Annotated in this window: 13 protein-coding genes; 6 read left to right on the top strand and 7 right to left on the bottom strand. The window is 71.5% G+C overall.

All coding sequences use genetic code 11. The features are described 5' to 3' along the window. Positions 1–14: 14 nt before the first annotated feature. The 3 genes from ACZ4YL_RS25355 to ACZ4YL_RS25345 form a co-directional block, all read right to left on the bottom strand. Complete coding sequence (locus tag ACZ4YL_RS25355) at positions 15–3,056, bottom strand: tetratricopeptide repeat protein (protein ID WP_468119536.1); 3,042 nt, start codon at positions 3,054–3,056, stop codon at positions 15–17. Beyond that, positions 3,053–4,954, bottom strand: coding sequence for an HSP90 family protein (locus tag ACZ4YL_RS25350; protein WP_468119534.1), 1,902 nt, complete (start codon positions 4,952–4,954; stop codon positions 3,053–3,055). Before ACZ4YL_RS25350 ends, ACZ4YL_RS25355 begins: the two co-directional genes overlap by 4 nt. A 154-nt stretch (positions 4,955–5,108) precedes the next feature. Continuing rightward, a complete protein-coding gene (locus ACZ4YL_RS25345; protein ID WP_468119533.1) occupies positions 5,109–5,648 on the bottom strand; it encodes an RNA 2'-phosphotransferase in 540 nt (179 codons plus the stop codon). Positions 5,649–5,791: 143 nt separating this feature from the next. Here ACZ4YL_RS25345 and ACZ4YL_RS25340 point away from each other — a divergent pair, with 143 nt between their 5' ends. Further along, positions 5,792–6,589, top strand: coding sequence for an aquaporin (locus tag ACZ4YL_RS25340; protein WP_468119531.1), 798 nt, complete (start codon positions 5,792–5,794; stop codon positions 6,587–6,589). Between the two features lie 186 nt (positions 6,590–6,775). Here the strand turns inward: ACZ4YL_RS25340 and ACZ4YL_RS25335 are convergent, their stop codons facing one another. Genes ACZ4YL_RS25335 through ACZ4YL_RS25320 form a run of 4 tightly spaced genes read right to left on the bottom strand, consistent with a single transcriptional unit; the run spans position 6,776 to position 11,274 of the window. Beyond that, the gene (locus ACZ4YL_RS25335; RefSeq protein WP_468119529.1) at positions 6,776–7,690 is read right to left on the bottom strand and encodes a MerR family transcriptional regulator; all 915 of its coding nucleotides are present in this window, start codon (positions 7,688–7,690) and stop codon (positions 6,776–6,778) included. A 10-nt stretch (positions 7,691–7,700) separates the two neighbouring features. Then, a complete protein-coding gene (locus tag ACZ4YL_RS25330) occupies positions 7,701–8,621 on the bottom strand; it encodes a metal-dependent hydrolase (protein WP_468119528.1) in 921 nt (306 codons plus the stop codon). Further along, positions 8,618–10,399 carry an SDR family oxidoreductase gene (locus ACZ4YL_RS25325; protein WP_468119629.1) on the bottom strand — a complete coding sequence of 594 codons (1,782 nt, stop codon included), beginning with the start codon at positions 10,397–10,399 and terminating at the stop codon, positions 8,618–8,620. Before ACZ4YL_RS25325 ends, ACZ4YL_RS25330 begins: the two co-directional genes overlap by 4 nt. A gap of 5 nt (positions 10,400–10,404) precedes the next feature. Next, complete coding sequence (locus ACZ4YL_RS25320; RefSeq protein ID WP_468119526.1) at positions 10,405–11,274, bottom strand: M24 family metallopeptidase; 870 nt, start codon at positions 11,272–11,274, stop codon at positions 10,405–10,407. 217 nt (positions 11,275–11,491) lie between these two features. Between ACZ4YL_RS25320 and ACZ4YL_RS25315 the strand changes: the two genes are divergently transcribed. The 5 genes from ACZ4YL_RS25315 to ACZ4YL_RS25295 all read left to right on the top strand — a co-directional run bounded on the left by ACZ4YL_RS25315 (position 11,492) and on the right by ACZ4YL_RS25295 (position 15,720). After that, positions 11,492–12,481, top strand: coding sequence for an ABC transporter ATP-binding protein (locus ACZ4YL_RS25315; RefSeq protein ID WP_468119525.1), 990 nt, complete (start codon positions 11,492–11,494; stop codon positions 12,479–12,481). After that, positions 12,471–13,358 carry an ABC transporter permease gene (locus ACZ4YL_RS25310; protein WP_468119523.1) on the top strand — a complete coding sequence of 296 codons (888 nt, stop codon included), beginning with the start codon at positions 12,471–12,473 and terminating at the stop codon, positions 13,356–13,358. Before ACZ4YL_RS25315 ends, ACZ4YL_RS25310 begins: the two co-directional genes overlap by 11 nt. Beyond that, positions 13,355–14,266 (top strand): ABC transporter ATP-binding protein, encoded by a 912-nt coding sequence (locus tag ACZ4YL_RS25305; protein WP_468119521.1) that lies wholly within the window; start codon positions 13,355–13,357, stop codon positions 14,264–14,266. The genes ACZ4YL_RS25310 and ACZ4YL_RS25305 overlap by 4 nt, the downstream gene beginning before the upstream one ends. Before the next feature lie 15 nt (positions 14,267–14,281). Next, on the top strand, positions 14,282–15,001 hold the full coding sequence (locus ACZ4YL_RS25300) for an ABC transporter permease (protein ID WP_301369137.1): 720 nt from the start codon (positions 14,282–14,284) through the stop codon (positions 14,999–15,001). Positions 15,002–15,084: 83 nt separating this feature from the next. Then, a complete protein-coding gene (locus ACZ4YL_RS25295) occupies positions 15,085–15,720 on the top strand; it encodes a rhomboid-like protein (RefSeq protein WP_468119519.1) in 636 nt (211 codons plus the stop codon). Positions 15,721–15,744 lie beyond the last annotated feature (24 nt).

The following is a 15,744-nucleotide window of genomic DNA, read 5'->3' as shown; positions in this document are numbered from 1 at the left end:
CGGGACGGCGACGGCTACTCCGTCTCGTTCAGCTGGGCGAGCAGGCGCTCCGCGGACGGCAGGAGCCAGTCCGGCACGTCGTCCTCGGGCAGCGCCCGGGCCTCGTCGATCAGCGCGGTGACGCGCGCGGCGCCCGCGTCCGCGTCGCCCCGCTCCTGCTCGGTCCAGGCGGCGTTGTTCAGGCACTGGAACCGGTCACGCAGATGGTCGGGGCCGAGCTCGGCGTAGACCCGGGCGGCACGGTCCCACAGCTCGATCTCCTCCAGGCGCAGCCCGTCGACCTCCGTGGGGCTCAGCCGGGCCGCCGGTTCCGCCCCAAGACCGGCGAGGTCTTGCTCCTCGTCGTCCACGTGGTCCTTGCCGTTTTCCTCGTCCTCGTCGGCGGCCTCGTAGGACTGCTCGTTCATGTTGACGTGCCGGTCGAGCACCTGCGCCAGCTGGTGCCAGGTCTGGGCGAGTTCGGACCGCAGCTCAGGGGCTGCGGGATCCGCCGTCAGGGCCGCTTCCAGCACCTCGGCCGCCTCCTCCATCCGCTTCCGGGCCCCCGACACCGCCGTGCCGGTGACCTCCTCACGCAGCCCCAGCCAGGCCAGGGAGCGCAGGATCCGCACCTCGGCGACCGGGACCTCGCCGGTCAGCCGGTGCAGCTCCAGGGCCCGCTCGTACGCGGCGGCCGCCTCCACGGCCAGTCCCGCGTCGCTCAGGGTGTCCGCGGCCGAATGCGCGAGGCCCGCCTGCGGACGCGGATCCTCCCAGCCCTTGGTGACCTCCGCCGCCAGCAGGTACTGCTCCGCCGCCGGCCGGGGCTCGTTCAGCCGGCGCAGCAGATCACCCAGGAACTCCCGTACCGACACCGCCTGCTGGTCGCCGTGCTCCAGCAGGTCCGCCAGCGCCGACTGCAGGACCTCCGCCGCCTCGGCGCTCCGGCCGTCCCGCGCGTAGGCCCGGGCCAGCAGCAGCCTTGCCTGCGCACCGCTGTCGGCCGTGAGCCCCGCCTGGTCGAACCAGTGGGCTGCGGCCAGCGCGTGCTCCGCGCTCTCCGCGGCCGCGTCGCCCCGCTGCAGCAGGATGTCCGCGAGGGTCAGCCGTACGACGCCCTGTGTCTCGGCGTCGGTCACCTCGGCGGCGTGTTCCAGCGCGGAGCGCGCCGCGGCCTCCGCCTCCTCGGGCCGCTCCAGCGTCATCAGCACCCCGGCCCGCAGCACCAGCGGGTCCACGGCCTGCCACGGCCGGCCCGCCAGAGCAGCCCGCGCGGCGGCCGCCGCGAGCAGCGGCACGGCCCGTTCCGGGTCGCCCCGGGTCAGGGCCACCCGGCCCAGCATCTCCTCGGCCTCCGACACCAGGTCCGCCAGGGTGCCCTCATGGGCGGCGACGAAGTCGGTCAGCTCGGCGGCCAGCTCCCCGTGGTGGTCGTGGTGGTCGTCACCGTCGGGCGTCTCCACCGAGCGCAGGTACGACTTCATCCGGATCGCCGACAGTTCCACGAGCGCGATACGCCGGGCCCGCAGCGGCTCGGCGGCGTCCAGTGCCTCGGCGGACCGCAGGGCGACGCGCAGCAGTGTCCGGACCTCCGTCGGCGCGGCTCCGGACTGCGCTGCCACACCGGCCAGCCGCAGCTCCGCGAGCGCCGCGCGCTCGGCGACGCCGAGCGCCCGGTAGTCGTCCCGGACCGCGCTCAGCAGCTCCGGCGCCTCCTTGGCCCCACTCCGTCCGGCGGCGAGGGCCTGCTGGTCCGCGAGGTCGGCGCGGACCAGCGGATCGGCCTCCGGCAGCGCGTCCAGCCGTACCGCCACCTCGGCCCACAGTGCGTCCGTGCCCGGATGGCCCAGGTCCCGGGCACGGCGGGCCCGCTCCACGAGCTCGGTGAAGGCGGCGGCCGTCGGGGCCGGCCCGGGCCCGTGGGGAGCGGGAGCGGGAACGGGGGCCGAGGCGGTCTGCGGCAGCGCCGCACTGCGCACCCCCAGCGGCAGCTCGGCCAGCAGCGGCTCCCGGCCCACCTGTGCGAGGAACCGGTCCGAGACCCGGGTCGTGCCGTTGCGCGCGTCGAACTGCCGGGCGATGTCCAGACAGCCCGCGTACAGCACCTCGTACAGCTCGTCGACGGTCCGAGGCTTTCCTTCGTAGGGCACGGCCGGGGTCCGCCCGTGCCCCAGCTCCCGCAGGCGGCGCAGCAGCACGAGGATGCCGCCGTGGAAGGCCAGCCGGTCGTCGAGGTTGGCGAGCGGAGCCACATGGGCGGCGTGTTCGGCCAGGATCTCCAGGCCGCGCGGTTCGTTGCCGGTGAGCGCGCAGAACTCGATGTGCCTGCCGACCGAGGGCAGCAGGCTCTCGTTGCCGCGGGCCATGCGGTAGCCGCGCAGGTGGTGGGAGCGCGCCTCGTCGGCCCGGCCGAGGCGCAGCAGCGGCAGCAGCGAGGTGGCGAGCAGCCGGTGGGGCTCCTCGGCGCAGGTCAGATCACCGTCGAGGACCGGCTTCCACAGTTCCAGGGCCTCGGCGTCGTCGCCGTGCAGGACGGCGTACTGGCCCTGGCCGTTGAGTTCGCAGGCCCGGCAGTCGCTCATGTCGTCGCGCTCGGCGGCCAGCCAGCGCCGGAAGGCCCGCTCGGCGCGCTCGTCCTCGCCGATCGCGTCGGCGAGCCACAGCTCGGCCTCGCGAACGGGCCGCTCGCTGTAGCCGGCGATCCGGTAGCGGCGTTCCATCTCGTCCAGCCAGCCGGTGGCCGACTCCAGCGGGATCCCGGGAGAGTCGGAGATGGCCGTGGCCACCCACTTGAACTGCCAGAACAGCGAATGCGCGTCCCAGTGCGAGAAGGCGCCCGGGTCCTTGTCGTACTCCTGGAGCAGCCGGGCGAAGGGGACCAGCATCCTGGACGACTCGGAGCTGTAGAGGTAGGCGTTGATCAGGTTGTCCAGGGCCTCGCGGAACAGGGCCCGGTCACCGCTCGTCTCCGCCGCGCCGGCCAGGGCCTCGGCGTGCGCGTTGCGCACGGCGCCGTTCGGCGATTCGCGGTTCTCCGCCAGACCCCGCACGATCTCCTCGCGCGTCAGCGTCGTCACTTCTGGTCCTCCTGGGCGTCGCGGGAATCGGTGGAGTGGGTCGCCCATTCCAGGAGTCCGAGGAAGGCCCGGTTGAGCAGGGTGGAGTCGGCGGGGCGCAGTGGCCGCTGGGACATCAGCAGGGCCTGCCCGTAGAGCGATTCGACGGCGGTTCCGGTCAGTGCCTCGTCGGGCAGCGCGGCGATCCGGCGGATGAGCGGGTTGTTGTGGTTGAGGACCAGCCGGGCGCGCGGCGCGGAGCCGCGCAGCGCGCCGAGGATGCCGCTCCACAGGGAGTCGGCGCTCTCCAGCGCAGCGGTGCGGTCGCGTTCCTGGCGGGCCTGCCGGTCGTCGAGGTACAGCGCGGGCACGGCGACGGGTTGGAAGGCGCGCAGCACCACGTCGCAGCCCTGGGCTTCCAACCGGGTGCGCGCGGTGGCCAGGAACGGGGCGAGCGCCAGTTCGGCCGCGGTCGGCACCGGGTCCAGCCGCTCGGTGACGGCCCCGGCGTCGAGTTCGGTGACCTTGAGCTCCGGCCGTACGGCGGGCAGCAGGGCCAGCAGGTCCGCGTCGTAGGTGTATCCGGCGTTGATGACGCCGAGCCCGTGCGCCGCGGCGATCGGTGCGATCTGCCGGAACTCCTCGACGGTGCGGGTGAAGTGGATGTCCGTGTGGGCGGCCGCGAAATCCTGGAGGCTCATCGAGCCGTCGCTGGTCTCGAACGGCAGCCACGGCAGCATCAGCCCGAGCAGCTCTGAGTCGTGCCGGGCCATGGACTTCACGCCGAGGTGGTGGACCTGCAGGAAGGCGGCCAGGCGGTCCGGATCGCTCGCCGCGAGCTCGGCGAGCCAGCCGCGGACCCGGGCGCCGAGGGCGTCCCGTACGGCGGCGAGGGTCTCGTCGTCGTACAGGTTCTCACGGGAGGCGGTGGGGCGCAGGGTGTCCGTGTCGAGGACGGCGCGGACGAAGAACGCCCAGTCGGGCAGCAGGTTGTCGGCCCGGTCGGTCAGCAGCATGCCCTTGAGGTGGACGCGGTGTCCGGCCCGGTGGGCGGGGCTGGTCGGTTCGGGAAGGACGTATGCCACTCCGCGTACGCCGGCGACGGGCAGGTCGAGGTCGATGCTGTCGAGCGGGGTGAAACCGAAGAGCTGCGCACAGTGCCCGGCGAGCGCGACGCGACGGGCGGCCGGGGTGGGGAAGGGGCGGTCCCACACGGCGGGCCGGTCGGTGACGGGGCGCGGCTCGCCGCCCTCGCCGTCGTCGAAGGTGATGTCGTACGGCAGCAGGGAGCCGTAGTCGCGGGCCAGTTCCTCGACCTTGGCCGGGACGGCCCATTCCGCGGCGCCCGGGCGAGCCTCCAGCACGACGGTGGTACCGGGCTCCGGCCGTGCCTCGTGGGGCAGTTCGCGCACAGTGTACGAACCGTCGTCCGTGGCCAGCCATTCGACGGGAGCGGCCTGGGGGTCGCGGGCGGAGCGGGTGACGACGCGGATCTGACGGGCCACGACGAAGCACGCGAGCAGGCCGATGCCGAACTGGCCGAGGAACTCCTGGCGGGTCGCCTCCAGGCCCTGCTCGTTGAGATCGGTGCCTTCGCCACCGCGCTTGGAGCTGCGGCCGATGGTGGCCAGCAGGGAGTGGGCCTCGGCGGCGGTCAGGCCGATGCCGCTGTCCTCGATGCTCACACGGCCGCCGGACGCCGAGAGCCGGATGCGGACCTCCGCCGCCGGGTCGAGGGCGTGGCGCGCGGTGATCGCGTCCACCGCGTTCTGCAGGAGCTCGCGGACGTAGACGCGCGGGCTGGAGTAGAGGTGGTGGGACAGGAGGTCCACCAGGCCGCGCAGATCGACCTGGAAGCTGTGGGGCGTCGACGGGGGCGTCGACGGGGGCGTGGACGGGGATGTGGACGTGGACGTCATAGGGCGTCACCTCGCGTGCATACAGGGATGGTTCGGTGATCGCGAGGTCCCCCCCTCACAGATCCCGGAGTGGTTCACAGATTAGGGGGATGGTCGGACAATCTCTGCGTGAATTCCGCGCCCTGGATGCCTGGCCCCGACGGCCGGCCCGGAACTACTGGAAGCGCAGGAACTGCGGCGGTACGGCGTCCACCAGCCACACCCCGTTGGCGCTGATCCGGAAGACGTGTCCGGCCGCTCGCATCGCCGCGGCGTCCACGCTGAGCACGACGGGCCGGCCGCGGCGCGCGCCGACGCGGGTGGCGGTCTCCCGGTCGGGGGACAGGTGCACATGGTGGCGGGCCATCGGGCGCAGGCCCTCGGCGCGGATCGGCTCCAGGGCGGCGGCGACGGTGCCGTGGTAGAGGTACGCGGGCGGTTCGGCCTCCGGCAGGTCCAGATCCACGGCGACGGTGTGCCCCTGGCTCGCCCGGATCCGGGTGCCGTCGACGGCGAACCGCTGCTTGTCGTTGGCGGCGACGACGTGGTCGAGCTCGGCCCGGCTGAAGTGGAAGCCGTGCGCTGCGGCCGCGCGCAGCAGGTCGTCGATCTCCACCCAGCCGTGGCGATCGAGCACCAGTCCGATCCGTTCCGGCTGGTGCCGCAGGTGTTTCGAGACGTACTTCGACACCTTCACGGTGCGTCTTTCATCCATGGCCCCAGCGTGCCCGGTCGGGCGGCCTCGAGGCACGGATTTTCCGGGGGCGGCCGGTGGCGACAGGTGGTGGACACCCCCTATCGCCATTCCAAGATGCGGAATATATTTTCCGCTGCCACTTCTGTTCAGAGGGAGAAACCATGACAGCCCAACCCTCACTGTCACGCCGCGCCGCTGCTGAGCTGGTCGGTACCGCCGGCCTGCTCGTGGTCGTGATCGGCTCCGGTCTCAAGGCCGCCGAGCTCAGCCGCGACACCGGTGTCGCCCTCATCGCCAACTCGTTCGCCTCGGCCATCGGCCTCGGGCTGATCATCACGATCTTCGGGCCGCTGTCCGGCGCCCACCTCAACCCGGTGGTCACCCTCACCTCCTGGTGGTCCCGGCGGACCGGCGGCGAGGGCCTGGGCGGCCGCGAGGCGCTCGTCTACACCGTGGCCCAGAGCGCCGGAGCCATCGGCGGCGCCCTCATCGCGGAAGTCATGTTCGGCCGGACCCCGGGCACCTTCGCCACCCAGGTGCGCGACGGCGGTCACCTGCTCATCGGCGAGGTGGTCGCCACCGCCGGCCTCGTCCTCCTGATCCAGGGTCTCGGCCGGATCGGACGCTCCAGGCTCGTCCCGGCGGCGGTCGCCGCATACATCGCGGCCGCGATCTGGTTCACCTCGTCCGGTTCCTTCGCCAATCCGGCGGGCACCATCGGACGCAGCTTCAGTGACTCCTTCACCGGCATAGCCCCCGAGTCGCTGCCCGGATTCGTCGGCGCCCAGCTGGTCGGGGGGATCCTCGGCCTGGCCCTGGCCGGCCTTCTCTACGGGACCGGAACGGGGACCGGGACCACGGCCAGGACCAGGTCCAGGTCCCGGTTCGGCCGGGGCGCGAAGCCGGCGCCGGTGGATGGAGCGAGCCCCGCCAAGGCCGCGTACGAGACCGTCGGGTGAGACGGCGGCTCGGTTGCCCACAGGAAAGGGGGACTTGTCCACAGCCGTTTGGGCGGGTTTTGACGGCAAACACGTGATCCGCCCTGTGGAACCTGTGGACCGGACCGAGACCGGACCGGATCGGACCGGACCGACCGGGCGTGACCGGGCGGGACCAGGTCCTCCGCCGTGACAACCCGCCCCGCGTCACCGCTCGCCGCGGCGCGCCAGATCGTTCATCGTCCGGGCCTGGAGCTCCCGCTCCGTCGCGGCCCGGACGAACTCCGCCACGTGGTCGGCACCCACCAGATCCTGCACCGCCCGTACCGTTCCGGCCGGCAGCGCCACCGGCGAGGGCCCCGTCGGCCCCGGTGCGCCGGCCGACCCCAGGTGCCGCTGGAGGTGCCGGGTCGCGAAGAGCCGCATCGCCCGCGCAAGCTCCGCGTCCACGGTCTGCTGGGCCAGCGGCCGCAGCCGCCGCACCATCGTCGCCGCCTCCGCCGCGTCCGCGTCCGTGGGCGGCACCTGCCCGAGGTAGCGCGCGAAGACGTGCTCGGTGGTGAACTCCAGGAACCGCGAGGCGATGTGCTCCACCTGACCACGCAGTTCCCGCAGGTGGCCGGTGATCGCCGGCAGCGGCACCCCGGCCGCGTACAGCTCGGCGGCCACCGCCAGCTCCTGCGGGGAGGGCACCAGGAACTGGTCCGGGCGCCCTGGGATCCGCTCCAGCACCCCGAGCTCGCACGCCTCGTCCACGGCGTCGTCGTCCGGGCGGCCGCCGAACCGCTCGTTCAGCTCGTCCCGGCTGATCCGGGCCGCCTCCTCGTCGGTCCACGGCCCGTGCACCTCGGCGACCAGCCCGAGTACGCCGCCCAGACCGCGCCCCGCGTCCCAGGCCTCCAGCAGTTCCTTGATGGAGGCCAGGGTGTAGCCGCGGTCCAGCAGGTCGGCGATCTGGCGCAGCCGCGCCAGATGCGTGTCCCGGTAGACGTTGGAACGGCCCCGCCGCTCCGGTTTCGGCAGCAGGCCACGGTCCTGGTACGCCCGGATCGTGCGCACCGTCGCCCCGCTGTGGTGTGCCAGATCCTCGATCCGGTACTCGGCTACCGCCTGATCGGACAATCCCGGCTCCCTACGACATCGCGGCTCGGCCGACCGCGCCCGCCGCGGCCCGGGCGGCAGGCGAAGCCGCAAGGTACTCGACCGCCCTGCGCAGCGAGCCCTCCTGCGAGGGATGGTACGACCGCCGGAAGTAGCGGGGTATGGCCATGCCGAGCTCTCTCCACGGAGGCAGCAGGCCCTTGGCCACCGCGCGGTTGTGCGCGCCGAGCGAGTAGCGCAGCCGGCCGCCCAGCTCCGGGTCGTTGCGTATGAGGTACGAGGCCCCCCACACCCACAGCCACGCCAGCACGGGCGCGACCACGACCATCCCCTCGACGCGGCGCGCGTAGCGGGGCAGACCGGCTCCCCCGCAGTGCTGGTACATGTCGAAGGCGACGGAGCGGTGCTCCACCTCCTCCGCCCCGTGCCAGCGCAGCAGGTCCAGCATGATCTCGTCCGCCCCGGCCCGGTCGAGCCCGTCGGCCCGCAGCACCCAGTCCCCGAGGACCGCCGTGAACTGCTCGATCGCGGCGACCACGGCCAGCCGGAAGCGCAGCCACTCCCGCGCCGTGACCGGCACCCCGAACGGCGGGGCCTCCCCGAGCAGTTTCTCGAAGAGGAAGTCCACGTGCCGCGTGTACGCCTCCGTCGGCAGCCGCTGCTCGGCGAGGTGGTCCAGAACGTAGGAGTGCTGCACGCTGTGCGTGGCCTCCTGGCCCATGAACCCCTTGACGTCACTGCGCAGCTCGGGGTCGGTGACCAGGGGCAGGCCCTCCTTGAGGACCCTGACGAACCACCGCTCCCCGGCGGGCAGCAGCAGGTGCAGCACGTTGATGACGTGGGTGGCGGTGGGCTCGTCCGGTATCCAGTGCAGGGGGGTGGTCTTCCATTCGAAGGCCACCCGGCGCGGACCGATCGGGTGCCGGCCGATCCGGTCCGCGGCCCCGCTCACAGCTTTGGCTCCAGCCTCGCGATGCGCCGCAGGGTGCGCGGGGCGAAACGGGACATCCACAGGGCGCCCTTGGACTCCGGAGTCACGGGCACGACGGCCTCGTTGCGCACCACCGCCCGCAGGATCGCGTCGGCGACCTTCTCCGGCGGGAAGTTGCGCAGCCCGTACAGCCGCGAGGAGCGCTCCTGGCGGCGCTTCTCCTCGGCGTCGTCCACCCCGGCGAAGCGCGAGGTGGCGGTGATGTTGGTGTTGACGATGCCCGGGCAGATCGCGGAGACGCCGATCGACTTCGAGGCCAGTTCCGCGCGCAGGCACTCCGACAGCATCAGCACCGCGGCCTTCGAGGTGCTGTAGGCGGGCAGGGTCCTGGACGGCAGGTATGCGGCGGCGGAGGCGGTGTTGACGATGTGCCCGCCCTGGCCGCGCTCGGCCATCTGCTTCCCGAAGATCCGGCAGCCGTGGATGACGCCCCACAGATTGACGTCCAGGACCTTTTTCCAGTCCTCGGCGGTGGTGTCGAGGAAAGCGCCGGACAGACCGATCCCGGCGTTGTTGACCAGGACGTCGACGATTCCGTACTCGGCGGCGACCTTCGCCGCGAGCTTCTCCATCGCCTGCTCGTCGCTGACGTCCACGCATTCGGCCCAGGCCTCGGCGGCGCCGACGAGCCGTGCCATGTCGGCCGTGCGCGCCGCGCCCTCCGCATCGCGGTCGACGGCGACCACCCGGGCCCCGGCCTCGGCGAAGGCGAAGGCGGTCGCCCGGCCGATGCCGCTGGCCGCGCCGGTCACCAGGACCAGCTGGCCCGCGAAGCGGTCGGCGTACCTGCCCGGGGCCTTCTGATCCGGTGCCCGCGTCGCGGGCTCTTCCCGGTCGGTGACGAACTCGGTGATCCAGGCGGCCAGCTGGTCGGGCCGGGTCCGGGGCACCCAGTGCTTGGCGGGCAGGGTCCGCCGCAGGAGGTCCGGGGCCCACCGCTCCAGACCGTCGTAGAGCCGCTCGGACAGGAAGGCGTCCCCGGTAGGGGTGATCAGCTGCACCGGTGCGTGGGCGTACGCGTCGGCGCGTGGCCGGCGCAGTCGCGGCCGCACGTTGTCGCGGTAGAGCCAGGCTCCGTGCGCGGCGTCCGAAGGCAGCGAGGCCGTCGGATAGGAGCCGGCCGGCACCTTCTCGATGCGCTGGAGCATCGCGGGCCACCGCTTGCCGAGCGGCCCGCGCCAGGCGAGCTCCGGCAGCACGGGGGTGTGCAGCATGTAGACGTACCAGGACTTGGCGCCCTGGCCGAGGAGCTGCGCCGCCGCCCGCGGGGTGGGCCGCGTCATCCGCTTCTTGATCCAGTGCCCGAAGTGGTCGAGGGAGGGCCCCGACATCGAGGTGAAGGAGGCGATCCTGCCCTCGGTGCGGGCGACCGTGGCGAACTCCCAGCCCTGTACGGAGCCCCAGTCGTGGCCGACCAGGTGCACGGGCCGGTCCGGGCTGACCGCGTCCGCCACCGCCAGGAAGTCGTCGGTCAGCTTCTCCAGGGTGAAGCCGCCGCGCAGCGGCTGCGGCGCGGTGGAGCGCCCGTGGCCGCGCACGTCGTAGAGCACCACATGGAAGCGGGTCGCGAGCCGCTCGGCGACCTCCGACCAGACCTCCTTGCTGTCCGGGTAGCCGTGCACCAGCAGCACCGTAGGCCGGCCCGTCTCACCGAGCTCGACGACGCACAGCTCGACCCCACCGGTGCTCACCCGGCGCTCGCGCGCACCCGCCAGACCCACCACTCCCGCCCCCACCATGTCGCTCATGCTGCCTTCTCCTCGGCCCAGCGCCGCACGTGCGGCAGATCGTCGTCCAGCCAGAACGCGCTCTCCTCGGGGTCCCGGGAGTCGGTGACGACCAGGATCTCCTCGAACTTCGCTCCGGTACCCCGGAATCCGAGGTGTGGTTCCACCGCCCACAGGCCGGGCTGCGGCGGATGGTCGGAGAAGTGGTACGGGCTCCACAGCGGGGACCAGCCCTCACGGTGGCCGTGCAGGGCATCACTGGCCAGTCCCTTGAGGGACTGGGTGCCGAAGCCGAAGGCGGTCGGCGACCAGCGCCGCTCCTTGACCCGGTCGATCTTGTGCGCGATCACGCCGAAGGGATAGGCCCGGTGCCGGTTGGCGTACCCCTGCCGGGTCATCAGCCGTTCGACGTTCTCGTAGATCTCGCGCAGGGAGCGGCGCTCGCGCACCTGCTCCAGGATCAGCACGCGGTGCGCCTGGAGATCGGACATGAGCCGGTCCTGCACCGGGTTGAGCCCGAGGCTGCCCGAATAGCCGATGTCCGCCGAATACCCCTTGTAGACCGGTGCCATGTCGAGGATGAACGGCATCCCCGGCTCCAGCTTCCGGTTGGTCGGGAAGAACTGCAGCGGGATCCTGAAGTTCGCGAAGGCGGTGCGGTCCCCGAACCAGGCGAAGGGCAGGTGGAACCAGTCCCGTACCCCGCGCTCCCGCAGCCACTCGCGCTGCATCCGCGCGGCCTCGCGCTCGGTCACCCCGGGCCGCAGCTGGGCCGCGACGGCCTCGGCGCACTCGTAGGAGAGGCGCTGCACCTCTCTGAAGCCGCCCAGGTCGGCGGAGCGTCGTCCGGAGAGTCGCGCGGTGCGTTGCTTGGTGTCCCCAGCCATGTCAGCCCGTCCATCCGTGTAGCCGTACGCGCACGTAAGTTGACACTGATGAATGTGACAATGACCGGAGATCACGTCAAGGGTCGTGCACGGACCTGTGGACAAAGTTGTCGGGTCCACATCAGCCTCCAGTACGGGCATGTACGCCTGAAGGCTGAGACGGGATCCAGCTCCAGGTCTGACGTTTCACGGGAGCCGCGCCACTAACGTCGAACCCGTGACTGTCATCGCGACCGAAAGCCTGAGCAAGCGGTACCCCCGAGTGACCGCCCTCGACCGGCTCTCCCTGGACATCGGGCCTGGTGTGACCGGCCTCGTTGGTGCCAATGGAGCCGGCAAGTCCACGCTGATCAAGATCCTGCTGGGACTGTCCCCCGCCACCGAGGGCAGCGCCGCCGTGCTCGGCCTCGACGTCCACACGCATGGCAGCGCCATCCGTGAACGCGTCGGCTACATGCCCGAGCACGACTGCCTGCCACCCGACGTCTCGGCCACCGAGTTCGTCGTCCACATGGCGCGCATGTCCGGGCTGCCGCCGACCGCGGCCCGCGAGCGTACCGCCGACACCCTGCGCCACGTCGGACTGTACGAGGAGCGCTACCGCCCCATCGGCGGCTACTCCACCGGCATGAAGCAGCGCGTCAAGCTCGCCCAGGCCCTCGTCCACGACCCCCAGTTGGTCCTCCTCGACGAGCCGACCAACGGCTTGGACCCGGTCGGCCGCGACGAGATGCTCGGCCTGATCCGCCGGATCTACACCGACTTCGGCATCTCCGTCCTGGTCACCTCCCACCTCCTCGGCGAGCTGGAGCGGACCTGCGACCACGTGGTCGTCGTCGACGGCGGCAAGCTGCTGCGCTCCAGCTCCACCAGCGACTTCACCCAGATCACCACGACCCTCGCGGTCGAGGTCACCGACTCCGACAGCCACCCGGACGGCACCGCCGCCCTGCGCAAGGCGCTCACCGAGGCCGGCGTCACCCTGCACGTCGGAGAGGAGCAGGGCCTGCCCGGAGCCGGCCACATCCTCCTCGTCGAGGCCACCGGCGAGCAGACGTACGACACCGTCCGCGACACCGTCGCCGACCTGGGCATCGGCCTGGTCCGCATGGAGCAGCGCCGTCACCACATCGCGGAGGTCTTCCGCGACAACGACCAGCCCTCGCCCACCGTCCAGCAGAAGGGAGCCGGTTCCGATGGCGCCTGACACCTCGACCCAGATCCACAACATCGGCTACCGGTCCTACGACGGACCCCGGCTCGGCCGCGCCTACGCCCGCAAGTCGCTGTTCTCGCAGTCCCTGCGCGGCGCCTACGGACTCGGCCGCTCCGCCAAGTCCAAGGTCCTCCCGATGATCCTCTTCGCGGTGATGTGCGTACCCGCGCTGATCATCGTCGCGGTCGCCATCGCGGTGCCCGGCTCCACCGACCTGCCGATCAAGTACACGACGTACGCCCTGACCACGCAGGTGATCATCGGCCTCTTCCTCGCGTCCCAGGCGCCGCAGTCGGTCTCGCGGGACCTGCGCTTCAAGACGGTGCCGCTCTACTTCTCGCGGCCCATCGAACGGGTCGACTACGTCGTGGCCAAGTACGCCGCCATGGCCTCGGCCCTGTTCATCCTCACCGCGACCCCGCTTCTGATCATGTGGATCGGCTCGCTCCTTGCGAAGTTCGACTTCGCCGACCAGACCAAGGGATTCGGGCAGGGACTCGTGTCGGTTCTGCTGCTGTCGCTGCTCTTCGCGGGCCTCGGCCTGGTCATGGCCGCGCTCACCCCGCGCCGCGGGTTCGGCGTCGCCGCGATCATCGCGGTGCTCCTCATCCCGTTCGGCGCGGTGACCGCGGTCCAGGGCATCTCCTACAGCACCGGGAACACCGGAGCCATCGAGTGGATGGGCCTGTTCTCCCCGATCACCCTCATCGACGGCGTACAGACCGCGTTCCTCGGCGCGACCTCCGCCTTCCCCGGCGGTGAGGGCCCCTCGGCCGGCACCGGCGTCGTCTACCTGATCGTCGCCCTCGGCCTCATCGCCGGCTCTTACGCCGCCCTGATGGCCCGCTACCGGAAGGCCGGGCTGTGACCACCATCGACATCGACCACACCTCCCGCTGGTTCGGGAACGTCGTCGCCGTCAACGACGTGACCATGAGCATCGGCCCCGGCGTGACCGGGCTGCTGGGTCCCAACGGCGCCGGAAAGTCCACCCTCATCAACATGATGGGCGGCTTCCTCGCCCCCTCCACGGGCACCGTCACCCTCGACGGCGCACCGATCTGGCAGAACGAGCAGGTCTACAAGCAGATCGGCGTCGTGCCCGAGCGCGAGGCCATGTACGACTTCCTCACGGGCCGGGAGTTCGTCGTCGCCAACGCCGAACTCCACGGCCTCGACGACGCGGCCGCCCGGCGGGCGCTCGCCACCGTCGAGATGGAGTACGCCCAGGACCGCAAGATCTCCACGTACTCCAAGGGCATGCGCCAGCGCGTGAAGATGGCCTCGGCCCTCGTCCACGATCCGTCCGTACTGCTCCTCGACGAGCCGTTCAACGGCATGGACCCGCGCCAGCGCATGCAGCTCATGGACCTGCTGCGGCGCATGGGCGACGAAGGACGCACCGTCCTGTTCTCCTCCCACATCCTGGAGGAGGTCGAGCAGCTCGCCTCGCACATCGAGGTGGTCGTGGCCGGCCGGCACGCCGCATCCGGCGACTTCCGCAAGATCCGCCGCCTGATGACGGACCGCCCGCACCGCTACCTCATCCGCTCCTCCGACGACCGGGCCCTCGCCGCGGCCCTGATCGCCGACCCCTCCACCGCCGGCATCGAGGTCGACCTCAAGGAAGGCGCGCTGCGCATCCAGGCCGTCGACTTCGGCCGCTTCACCGAGCTGCTGCCCCGCGTGGCCCGGCAACACGGCATCCGGCTGCTGACGGTCTCGCCCTCCGACGAGTCCCTCGAGTCGGTCTTCTCCTACCTCGTCGCGGCCTGAAAGGAGCTGGCACCCATGTACGAACCCACCGTTGCCCGGCTCACCTACCGGGCCTTGCTCGGCCGGCGCCGCGCGCTGATCCTCTTCGCGCTGCCCGCCCTGCTGATCGTCATCGCCCTCGTCGTCCGTGCCTTCGTCGGCGTGGACGACAAGGTGGCGGCCGACCTCCTCGGGGGCTTCGCGCTCGCCACCATGGTTCCGCTGATCGGTGTCATCGCCGGCACCGGAGCCATCGGGCCCGAGATCGACGACGGCTCCATCGTCTACCTGCTCGCCAAGCCGGTGAAGCGTCCGACGATCATCATGACCAAGCTGACCGTGGCGATCGCCGTCACGATGGTCTTCTCGGCGATCCCCACCCTGATCGCCGGATTCATCCTCAACGGCAACGGCCAGCAGATCGCCGTCGCGTACACGATCGCCGCCCTCGTGGCCTCGATCGCCTACAGCGCGCTGTTCCTGCTGCTCGGCACCGTCAGCCGGCACGCGGTCGTCTTCGGCCTCGTCTACGCCCTGATCTGGGAGTCGCTCTTCGGCAGCCTGGTCTCCGGAGCCAAGACCCTCAGCGTCCAGCAGTGGGCCCTGTCCGTCGCCGAGAAGGTCGCCGGGAACGGGTACGTCGACGCCACCGTCGGCCTTCCCACCGCCGTGATCCTGCTCTGCGCGGTCACCGTCGGCGCCACCGTCTACGCGGGCCAGAAGCTCCGCCGCCTCACCCTGGCGGGTGAGGAGTAAGTCTCGCCGCAGCACACGCGAACCTGTGCCCCGCCCGGCCCACCGGCCAGGCGGGGCACAGGTTCGCGCGGCATCATCGGTGCATGGTCGCGCACACCGAGCCGGAGCCGTCCAGGCCACTGCGGTCCTGGATACGCTCCTCGCCCGGAACGCACATCTGGCTGCTGATCATCGCGGTCACCAGCATCATCGTCGCGATCGCACCCGACCAGGTCGACAGGGTCCTGCTCCACCGCAACAGCAGCAACATCAACCAGCTCGTCAAATACCCCGTCCGGGCACTCGTCAGCAGTGCCTTCTGGATCGTGAACCCGGCCTCTCTCGCCCTCTACGCCGTGCTCTTCGAGCTGTTCCACGCCCCTGTCGAACGCTGGCTCGGCACCCTGCGCTGGCTCCTGATCGTCGCGACCGCCCACGTTGTCGCCACCGTGATCAGCCAGAAGATCCTCCTGACGGCCATCCAGGACCACCGGGCCCCGCACAGCATGACCCACGTCGTCGACATCGGCGTCAGCTACGGGCTCGCGGCCTCCGTCGGCGTCCTCACCTACCGGCTCCCCGGTCCCTGGAGATGGTTCTACCTGGCCGGAGCGGTCGCCTTCTTCGGGATCCCCCTGGTTGCCGGCGGCACCTTCACGGACCTCGGCCATGCCATAGCACTCTCCGTCGGCCTGCTCGCCTGGCCGCTCACCCGCAACGTCGTTTCACGTGAAACGTAAATAGCGTTGTTTCACGTGAAACAT

It is taken from the genome of Streptomyces sp. NPDC030021 (genome assembly GCF_055574035.1).
This window is presented reverse-complemented; position numbering and strand designations above follow the sequence as displayed.

What these genes read in the sequence shown, in the direction of transcription:
- ACZ4YL_RS25350 (WP_468119534.1), bottom strand. Translation starts at nt 4,954, where the DNA reads ATGACGTCCACGTCCACATCCCCGTCCACGCCCCCGTCGACGCCCCCG.
- ACZ4YL_RS25345 (WP_468119533.1), bottom strand. Translation starts at nt 5,648, where the DNA reads ATGGATGAAAGACGCACCGTGAAGGTGTCGAAGTACGTCTCGAAACAC.
- ACZ4YL_RS25340 (WP_468119531.1), top strand. Translation starts at nt 5,792, where the DNA reads ATGACAGCCCAACCCTCACTGTCACGCCGCGCCGCTGCTGAGCTGGTC.
- ACZ4YL_RS25325 (WP_468119629.1), bottom strand. Translation starts at nt 10,399, where the DNA reads ATGGTGGGGGCGGGAGTGGTGGGTCTGGCGGGTGCGCGCGAGCGCCGG.
- ACZ4YL_RS25320 (WP_468119526.1), bottom strand. Translation starts at nt 11,274, where the DNA reads ATGGCTGGGGACACCAAGCAACGCACCGCGCGACTCTCCGGACGACGC.
- ACZ4YL_RS25310 (WP_468119523.1), top strand. Translation starts at nt 12,471, where the DNA reads ATGGCGCCTGACACCTCGACCCAGATCCACAACATCGGCTACCGGTCC.
- ACZ4YL_RS25300 (WP_301369137.1), top strand. Translation starts at nt 14,282, where the DNA reads ATGTACGAACCCACCGTTGCCCGGCTCACCTACCGGGCCTTGCTCGGC.
- ACZ4YL_RS25295 (WP_468119519.1), top strand. Translation starts at nt 15,085, where the DNA reads ATGGTCGCGCACACCGAGCCGGAGCCGTCCAGGCCACTGCGGTCCTGG.